The 7,950-nt window shown below is 51.8% G+C and carries 8 protein-coding genes and 2 pseudogenes; 9 read left to right on the forward strand and 1 reads right to left on the reverse strand.

The window, feature by feature from the left end; translation table 11 throughout:
• Positions 1-129, forward strand: a pseudogene (locus QZ506_RS02310) (IS481 family transposase); the annotation flags it as partial.
• A 203-nt stretch (positions 130-332) separates the two neighbouring features.
• On the opposite strand, the pseudogene QZ506_RS02315 reads toward QZ506_RS02310, so the two are convergent.
• Positions 333-683: pseudogene (locus QZ506_RS02315) on the reverse strand (type II toxin-antitoxin system HicB family antitoxin).
• A gap of 328 nt (positions 684-1,011) precedes the next feature.
• Between QZ506_RS02315 and lepA the strand changes: the two are divergent.
• From lepA to QZ506_RS02355, 8 genes are all read left to right on the forward strand, one after another.
• A complete protein-coding gene (gene lepA / locus QZ506_RS02320) occupies positions 1,012-2,811 on the forward strand; it encodes a translation elongation factor 4 (RefSeq protein WP_291968766.1) in 1,800 nt (599 codons plus the stop codon).
• Positions 2,812-2,827: 16 nt separating this feature from the next.
• A complete protein-coding gene (lepB, locus tag QZ506_RS02325) occupies positions 2,828-3,787 on the forward strand; it encodes a signal peptidase I (protein WP_291968768.1) in 960 nt (319 codons plus the stop codon).
• Between the two features lie 244 nt (positions 3,788-4,031).
• Positions 4,032-4,709 carry a ribonuclease III gene (gene rnc / locus QZ506_RS02330; protein ID WP_291968770.1) on the forward strand — a complete coding sequence of 226 codons (678 nt, stop codon included), beginning with the start codon at positions 4,032-4,034 and terminating at the stop codon, positions 4,707-4,709.
• Positions 4,709-5,614, forward strand: a complete 906-nt coding sequence (gene era / locus QZ506_RS02335; protein ID WP_291968772.1) for a GTPase Era — start codon at positions 4,709-4,711, stop codon at positions 5,612-5,614. Before rnc ends, era begins: the two co-directional genes overlap by 1 nt.
• Before the next feature lie 11 nt (positions 5,615-5,625).
• Positions 5,626-6,360, forward strand: coding sequence for a DNA repair protein RecO (gene recO, locus QZ506_RS02340; protein WP_291968774.1), 735 nt, complete (start codon positions 5,626-5,628; stop codon positions 6,358-6,360).
• Between the two features lie 117 nt (positions 6,361-6,477).
• A complete protein-coding gene (gene pdxJ, locus QZ506_RS02345) occupies positions 6,478-7,209 on the forward strand; it encodes a pyridoxine 5'-phosphate synthase (RefSeq protein WP_291968776.1) in 732 nt (243 codons plus the stop codon).
• Positions 7,209-7,637: a holo-ACP synthase gene (gene acpS, locus QZ506_RS02350; protein ID WP_291968778.1), complete on the forward strand. Its 429-nt coding sequence runs from the start codon at positions 7,209-7,211 to the stop codon at positions 7,635-7,637. The genes pdxJ and acpS overlap by 1 nt, the downstream gene beginning before the upstream one ends.
• A gap of 105 nt (positions 7,638-7,742) precedes the next feature.
• Positions 7,743-7,950: transposase (locus QZ506_RS02355; protein WP_291968780.1), on the forward strand; the 208-nt coding region annotated here is incomplete at its 3' end.

A 7,950-nucleotide genomic window follows, 5' to 3' on the forward strand; every position in this document is an offset into this window, starting at 1 on the left:
GACAACTGGTTGTGGCATTACAATAATGAGCGAACTCATCAGGGAAAAATGTGCTGCGGGCGTACGCCGATGGCCACTTTACTCGATGGAAAACGGATCTGGGCAGAAAAGAATCTGAACCAGATGTAATCTGACAGACATCTGTATAAATAATCGGTAACTGTCAGATCAGGTCTGAGCTAGTACAAATTACCCATACTCAACAAACTTCAAAATGTACGCCTAGGCCACGCGAGAGACTTACTGCCCGTGCCTCTTGCTGGACAAGCAGATGCATCTTGAAGTACGTTGAGTATATAGATAATTATTTTTAATAAAGCCTCTTACGAGGCTTAACGTTTTTCTCGTCCGATCACTTTATCAGCCGCCACTCGGGACAGGAAGCCGGAACGGCTACCGTACTCAGGGTGCGTCGCGACAAACTAACCGATACTGCGGATCAGCAAAGAAGGAAGCGTGACATTGATTTTTTCCGCTTTCCCCATCAGCCGGGTAACGTCCACATCAACCAGCGCCCACGCGACACTAACATAATCGGGATCGGTAAGCCAGTTTTCCACGAGGGTCGCTTCTGGCACCGATTCGCCATATTCCACCAGTAATTCTATATGAGCGTCGATAGCCTCACGCACGCTCTCAATCGCATCCTGATAGTTGTCGCCGCCAGAAAAGCAGCCTGGAATATCAGGTGAGCCGTAAAACCCCGTTCTTCAGGGCGGAGAGGGTGTCAAGGAGTAAAGACAAGGCGTGACGCTGGCGTGTCGTACTTTGCTAGGTTGTGACGTGTGAATGCCAAGGATGGCTATCCTATCCAATCAGCCCACCACTACATCATCTCTTTGCGCTTGTCGAGGCGCTACGCTCAAAGACCTAGGCAAGTAGTTTCTTCCGCGTAACGCGTATTCAGTGTAAGATAGCGGCGCTATTCTATGCGGTGGCCTTGAATTTGTGCCCACAGGCGTGTCCATTAAAAGAGCCTCTAAGTATTTATCTGGATAAAAAACTATAAAAATGAACCATATAAGAAATTTCTCCATTATTGCCCATATCGACCACGGTAAGTCGACGCTTTCTGACCGCATTATTCAACTTTGCGGCGGTTTATCTGACCGTGAAATGGCGGCGCAGGTGCTGGACTCCATGGATCTGGAACGTGAACGCGGCATCACCATCAAAGCGCAAAGTGTAACGCTGGATTACCATGCCAAAGATGGCGAAACCTACCAACTGAATTTTATCGACACTCCGGGGCACGTTGACTTCTCCTATGAAGTTTCACGTTCTCTGGCGGCGTGCGAAGGTGCGTTACTGGTGGTGGATGCTGGGCAAGGCGTAGAGGCACAAACGCTCGCCAACTGCTACACCGCGATGGAAATGGACTTGGAAGTGGTCCCGGTGCTTAACAAGATTGACCTGCCGGCCGCCGATCCCGAGCGTGTGGCAGAAGAGATTGAAGATATCGTCGGCATCGATGCCACCGATGCCGTGCGCTGCTCGGCGAAAACCGGCGTTGGCGTTCCTGATGTGCTTGAACGTCTGGTGAAAGAAATTCCACCGCCAGAGGGTGATCCAAATGCGCCGCTTCAGGCGTTGATCATCGACTCTTGGTTCGATAACTACCTCGGTGTGGTCTCTCTGATCCGCATCAAAAATGGTTCGTTGCGCAAGGGCGACAAAGTGAAGGTCATCAGTACCGGTCAGGTGTATAACGCCGATCGTCTGGGGATTTTCACGCCGAAGCAGATTGATCGTGATGTGCTTAATTGCGGTGAAGTGGGTTGGCTGGTGTGCGCCATCAAAGACATTCTTGGTGCTCCGGTGGGGGATACCCTGACATTGGCTCGCCAACCGGCTGACAAAGCGCTACCGGGCTTCAAAAAGGTTAAACCACAGGTTTATGCTGGCTTATTCCCGGTCAGTTCTGATGATTATGAGAACTTCCGCGACGCGTTGGGTAAACTGAGCCTCAATGATGCTTCGCTGTTCTACGAACCGGAAACCTCAACCGCGTTGGGCTTTGGTTTTCGCTGCGGCTTCCTAGGCCTCCTGCACATGGAGATCATTCAGGAACGTCTGGAGCGTGAATACGATCTGGATCTGATCACCACGGCACCGACCGTAATTTATGAAGTGAAGACCACGCGTCAGGAAATTGTTTACGTTGACAGCCCTTCAAAGTTGCCACCGCTCAACAACATTGAAGAACTGCGTGAACCTATCGCGGAATGCCATATGCTGTTGCCGCAGGAGTACCTGGGCAACGTGATCACCTTGTGTATTGAGAAGCGTGGTGTGCAGACCAACATGGTTTACCACGGTAATCAGGTGTCATTGACCTATGAAATTCCCATGGCGGAAGTGGTGCTCGATTTCTTCGATCGACTGAAATCGACTTCGCGCGGTTATGCGTCGCTGGATTACAGTTTCAAACGTTTCCAGGTCTCTGACATGGTGCGGGTTGACGTGATGATTAACGCCGAACGTGTTGATGCGTTGGCGCTGACTACCCACCGCGATAACTCACAGTATCGTGGCCGTGAGCTGGTGGAAAAAATGAAAGAGCTGATCCCGCGTCAGCAATTTGATATTGCCATTCAGGCTGCCATCGGCAACCACATTATCGCGCGTTCGACCGTGAAACAGCTGCGTAAAAACGTATTGGCGAAATGTTATGGCGGCGACGTGAGCCGTAAAAAAAAGCTGTTACAGAAACAGAAAGACGGTAAGAAGCGCATGAAACAGGTCTGCAACGTTGAATTGCCACAAGAAGCCTTCTTGGCCATTCTGCACGTCGGCAAAGAGAGCAAATAAACCCTAAGGAGTTGGCATGGCCAATATGTTTGCCTTTGTTTTAGCGCTGGCGACGCTCGTCACCGGCATCGTCTGGTGTTTTGAACGCTTTAAATGGGCACCGGCACGCAAGGCGAGAGCGGAGGCGGCGCTGAGTGCGCAGCAGGGTGGCGGCGCGGGCGTTGTGACGATAAAACAACCCGGTTGGATTGAAACCTGCGCTTCGGTGTTTCCGGTATTGGCGCTGGTATTTTTTGTGCGCTCCTTTGTCTACGAACCGTTCCAGATACCGTCGGGTTCCATGATGCCGACGCTGCTGATTGGTGATTTTATTCTGGTGGATAAATTTGCCTACGGCATTAAGGATCCCATCACGCAGACAACGCTGATCCCGACCGGGCATCCGCGACGCGGGGATGTAGCGGTATTCAAATATCCTGAAAATCCGCGTCTGGATTATATCAAACGTGTGATTGGTCTGCCGGGCGACAGGGTTTCTTACGATCCGCTCAGCAAGCAGGTGACGGTGCGTCCTGCATGTGAAGGCTCGGCGTGTGACAGCGCCGTCGCGGTAACCTACAATAACCTTGAAGCCAGTGATTTCGTGCAAACGTTCGGTCGTCCTGGTTCGGAATCGGGCAGCGGTTTCTACGCGCTGCCACTCGGTGAGGAAAAACCGGGTGGCGTGCGGATGTGCGTTCGTCAGGAGACGCTTGGTGATGTCTCGCACCGCATTCTGGTGGTGCCGGGTAGCCAGGATCAACTGGGGATGTACTACCAGCAGTCGCGCCAGCCGCTGGCCACTTGGGTAGTGCCAAACGTGCACTATTTCATGATGGGTGATAACCGTGATAACAGCGCCGATAGCCGTTTCTGGGGTTTTGTGCCGGAGAAGAATCTGGTCGGCCGCGCAACGGCAATCTGGATGAGCCTTGAGAAACAAGAAGGTGAATGGCCAACGGGCGTACGTCTGAGCCGAATTAGTCGAATTCATTAATCACCGTGATAAACCCGCAGCATTATTTTCGGGTACGTTGTAGAATTGTTGTATCTCGCACCGCATTCTCGTTGCAGGTAGCCCTTGCAACGAAGAATGTGATGAGAATAAACGAAAAACGCAGGCTCCGTTCGGAGCCAATGCAAACGAAACAGCTTTGTTCCCCTATCGCCCTCAAGAGCGATCCAGACAGCGCTGTTCCGTATGCTGCGGTAAATAGGTATTGTTGATCTATTGGTAACACATGAACACCATCCTAATAAATCGGTTACAAAGAAAGCTGGGCTATACTTTCCAGCGGTACGACCTGTTATTGCAGGCGTTAACGCACCGCAGTGCCAACAGCAAACACAATGAGCGTCTGGAGTTTCTTGGTGACTCCATCCTGAGTTTTGTGATTGCCAATGCACTTTATCATCGCTTTCCTCGTGTCGATGAAGGGGATATGAGCCGTATGCGCGCCACGCTGGTGCGCGGCAATACGCTGGCGGAAATTGCGCGTGAATTCGAATTAGGTGAATGCCTGCGCCTTGGTCCCGGTGAATTGAAAAGCGGTGGCTTCCGCCGTGAGTCTATTTTGGCTGACACGGTCGAAGCGCTGATTGGCGGTATTTTTCTGGACAGTGATATCCAGAATATTGAAAGACTGATTCTGAATTGGTATCAGACCCGATTGGATGAAATCAGTCCAGGGGTTAAGCAGAAAGATCCTAAAACCCGGTTGCAAGAGTTTCTGCAAGGACGTCATCTGCCATTGCCTACCTATCTGGTGGTGCAGGTGCGCGGTGAGGCACACGATCAGGAATTCACCATCCATTGTATGATCAGCGGTTTTAACGAACCGGTGATTGGTATGGGCTCCAGTCGGCGTAAGGCGGAGCAGGCGGCAGCGGAACAAGCGTTGAAAATACTGGAGATTTAATGAGCGAAGAACAAACCTACTGCGGTTTCGTCGCGATTTTTGGGCGACCCAACGTGGGCAAATCCACGTTGCTGAACGAACTGCTGGGGCAAAAAGTCTCAATTACTTCGCGTAAGCCGCAAACCACGCGTCACCGCATTATGGGTATCCATACCGAAGGTCCTTATCAGGCTATTTATGTGGATACGCCAGGGCTGCACATTGAGGAAAAACGGGCAATCAACCGTCTGATGAACCGTGCTGCCAGTAGCTCCATCGGCGATGTCGAGTTGATCATCTTTGTGGTTGAAGGGACTCACTGGACCGACGACGATGAAATGGTCGTGGGTAAGTTGCGCGATCAAAAACGTCCGGTATTGCTGGCAATCAACAAGATTGACAATGTGACGGACAAAACCAAACTGCTGCCGCATATCCAGTTTTTAAGTGAAAAAATGAACTTCCTCGACGTTGTTCCTCTTTCTGCAGAAAAGGGCACTAACGTTGACACTATTGCCAGCATTGTGCGCAAACACCTGCCTGTGGCTGAGCATCACTTCCCGGAAGATTACATCACCGATCGTTCGCAGCGCTTTATGGCGGCAGAGATTATCCGTGAAAAGCTGATGCGCTTTCTCGGTGAAGAGTTGCCCTATTCGGTGACCGTTGAGATCGAGCGTTTCGTGACCAACGACCGCGGCGGTTATGACATCAATGGGTTGATTCTGGTTAAGCGCGATGCTCAGAAGAAAATGGTGATCGGTAACAAAGGCGCCAAAATCAAGATGATCGGCATTGAAGCGCGTCAAGATATGGAAGCCATGTTCGAAGCCAAGGTACACCTGGAATTGTGGGTGAAGGTGAAATCCGGCTGGGCGGATGACGAACGCGCATTGCGCAGCCTGGGCTACATCGACGACTTATAAGGTTAACGACGATGGAAGGCTGGCAGCGCGCGTTTGTCTTGCATGGGCGACCTTACAGTGAAACCAGCCTGTTGCTGGATCTTTTCACGGAAGACGAAGGGCGTGTGCGCATGTTAGCCAAAGGCGCGCGAGCGCGCCGCTCTCCGCTAAAAGGATGTTTGCAACCGTTCACTCCATTGCTGGTGCGCTGGGGTGGACGCGGTGAAGTAAAAACTTTGCGTAACGCTGAACCGGTGTCACTGGCACTACCGCTCACTGGCGTCATGTTGTACAGCGGCCTCTACGTCAATGAATTGCTTGCTCGCGTGCTGGAGCACGAAACCAATTTTTCCGCACTCTTCTTCGATTACCTGCATTGCTTGCAGCAACTGGCAGCGTTGAGCTCCTCACCGGAACCGGCACTGCGTCGTTTTGAGCTGGCGCTGTTGGGCTATCTCGGTTACGGCGTTGATTTTCTGCACTGTGCAGGCAGTGGGGAGCCCGTTGCAGACACCATGACCTACCGCTACCGTGAAGAAAAAGGGTTTATCGCCAGTGTAATTGTGGATCAGCGTAGCTTTACCGGCTATGAGTTGCGTGCGCTGGCTGCGCGGGAATTTCCTGATGTGCAAACCCTGCCGGCTGCGAAACGCTTTACCCGTATGGCGCTCAAACCTTATCTGGGCGGCAAGCCATTGAAGAGCCATGAGCTGTTTCAAAAATCTGCCGTTTTACGTCCCCACACGCCACCTGTTGCAAAAGAATAATGACCTGAGCAGTGAACCTGTCAACCTCTCGCTATCTAAAGATTGCCGCAGTGGTAACGAACCGAAAGGCCAGTGTACACTGGTCGCCTAACGGTGATTTTTTTGAGGACTGATTTCATGGCAGAGCTTTTGCTGGGTGTAAATATCGATCATGTTGCGACCCTGCGCAATGCGCGTGGCACAGCGTACCCCGATCCGGTGCAAGCTGCGTTTGTTGCCGAGCAAGCCGGGGCGGATGGTATTACGGTTCATCTGCGTGAAGATCGTCGTCATATTACCGATCGCGATGTGCGTTTGTTACGCCAAACGTTGCAGACGCGCATGAACCTTGAAATGGCGGTGACGGAAGAGATGCTGGCGATTGCCTGCGAGCTTCGTCCTCACTTTTGTTGTCTGGTACCTGAGAAACGCCAGGAAGTGACAACGGAAGGTGGGTTGGACGTTGCGGGTCAACTGCCGCGCATGACATCATCCGTGGCCCGTTTGCACGAGGCGGGAATTCTGGTATCTCTGTTTATCGACCCCGAACGGGTGCAAATTGATGCCGCTGTAGCCGTTGGCGCTCCTTATATCGAAATCCATACCGGTGCTTATGCCGATGCTCAGGACGATACGCTGCGCCAGCAAGAGTGGGCGCGTATTCGCGATGCAGCGGTTTATGCCGCCAGCAAAGGACTCAAGGTAAATGCAGGACATGGCCTGACCTACCACAACGTGCAAGCTATTGCGGCCCTACCTGAAATCCATGAGCTTAATATCGGGCATGCGATTATCGGTCGCGCCGTCATGAGTGGCTTGGCAGAGGCCGTCGCGGAAATGAAGTCATTACTACGGGAAGCCCGTCGTTAATGGCTATTCTGGGACTTGGCTCGGACATTGTGGAGATCGCCCGTATCGAGGCGATTATCGCGCGATCCGGCGATCGTCTGGCGCGCAGAGTATTATCCGCACAAGAGTGGGTGCACTATGAAAAGCACCCGCAGTCTGCCCGCTATCTTGCTAAGCGTTTTGCTGTTAAAGAAGCGGCGGCGAAGGCCTTAGGCACCGGCATTAGCCAGGGGCTGGCTTTCGATCAATTCGACGTCTTCAACGATGCGCTGGGTAAACCTTGCCTGCAACTTTGGGGACGCGCGCAATCGATGGCGGAAAACTTAGGAGTGGAAGAGATACACGTGACCATTGCCGATGAGCGGCACTATGCCTGCGCCACAGTGATCCTTGAAGGGGAGCGAAGAGCCTGTTTAAGATTTTGTGTAAATGCCTTTCCTCAGAAGTGACCGTCAAGGCGGTCACCGAACTCGATAATAAAGGAGCCTGTACACGAGATTGTGTAATTGCCTGATTTTGATATGTTCAATACAACATCAAAAGCAGGTTACTTTATGGACGAAAAACAGTTACAGGCTCTGGCTAACGAGCTGGCCAAAAATATCAAAACCCCTGACGATATCAACCAGTTTGATCGCCTGCTGAAAAAGATCAGCGTTGAAGCTGCCCTTAATGCTGAAATGACCCATCACCTCGGGCATGAGAAGCACCAGTCAAAATCTGGAACTAACACGCGCAATGGCTACTCCACAAAGACTGTTA

The organism is Candidatus Symbiopectobacterium sp., assembly GCF_020054415.1.
GTDB lineage: Bacteria > Pseudomonadota > Gammaproteobacteria > Enterobacterales > Enterobacteriaceae > Symbiopectobacterium.

Coding starts and splice junctions, on each gene's coding strand:
- lepB (WP_291968768.1), top strand. CDS start 2,828: ATGGCCAATATGTTTGCCTTTGTTTTAGCGCTGGCGACGCTCGTCACC.
- lepA (WP_291968766.1), top strand. CDS start 1,012: ATGAACCATATAAGAAATTTCTCCATTATTGCCCATATCGACCACGGT.
- acpS (WP_291968778.1), top strand. CDS start 7,209: ATGGCTATTCTGGGACTTGGCTCGGACATTGTGGAGATCGCCCGTATC.
- pdxJ (WP_291968776.1), top strand. CDS start 6,478: ATGGCAGAGCTTTTGCTGGGTGTAAATATCGATCATGTTGCGACCCTG.
- recO (WP_291968774.1), top strand. CDS start 5,626: ATGGAAGGCTGGCAGCGCGCGTTTGTCTTGCATGGGCGACCTTACAGT.
- era (WP_291968772.1), top strand. CDS start 4,709: ATGAGCGAAGAACAAACCTACTGCGGTTTCGTCGCGATTTTTGGGCGA.
- rnc (WP_291968770.1), top strand. CDS start 4,032: ATGAACACCATCCTAATAAATCGGTTACAAAGAAAGCTGGGCTATACT.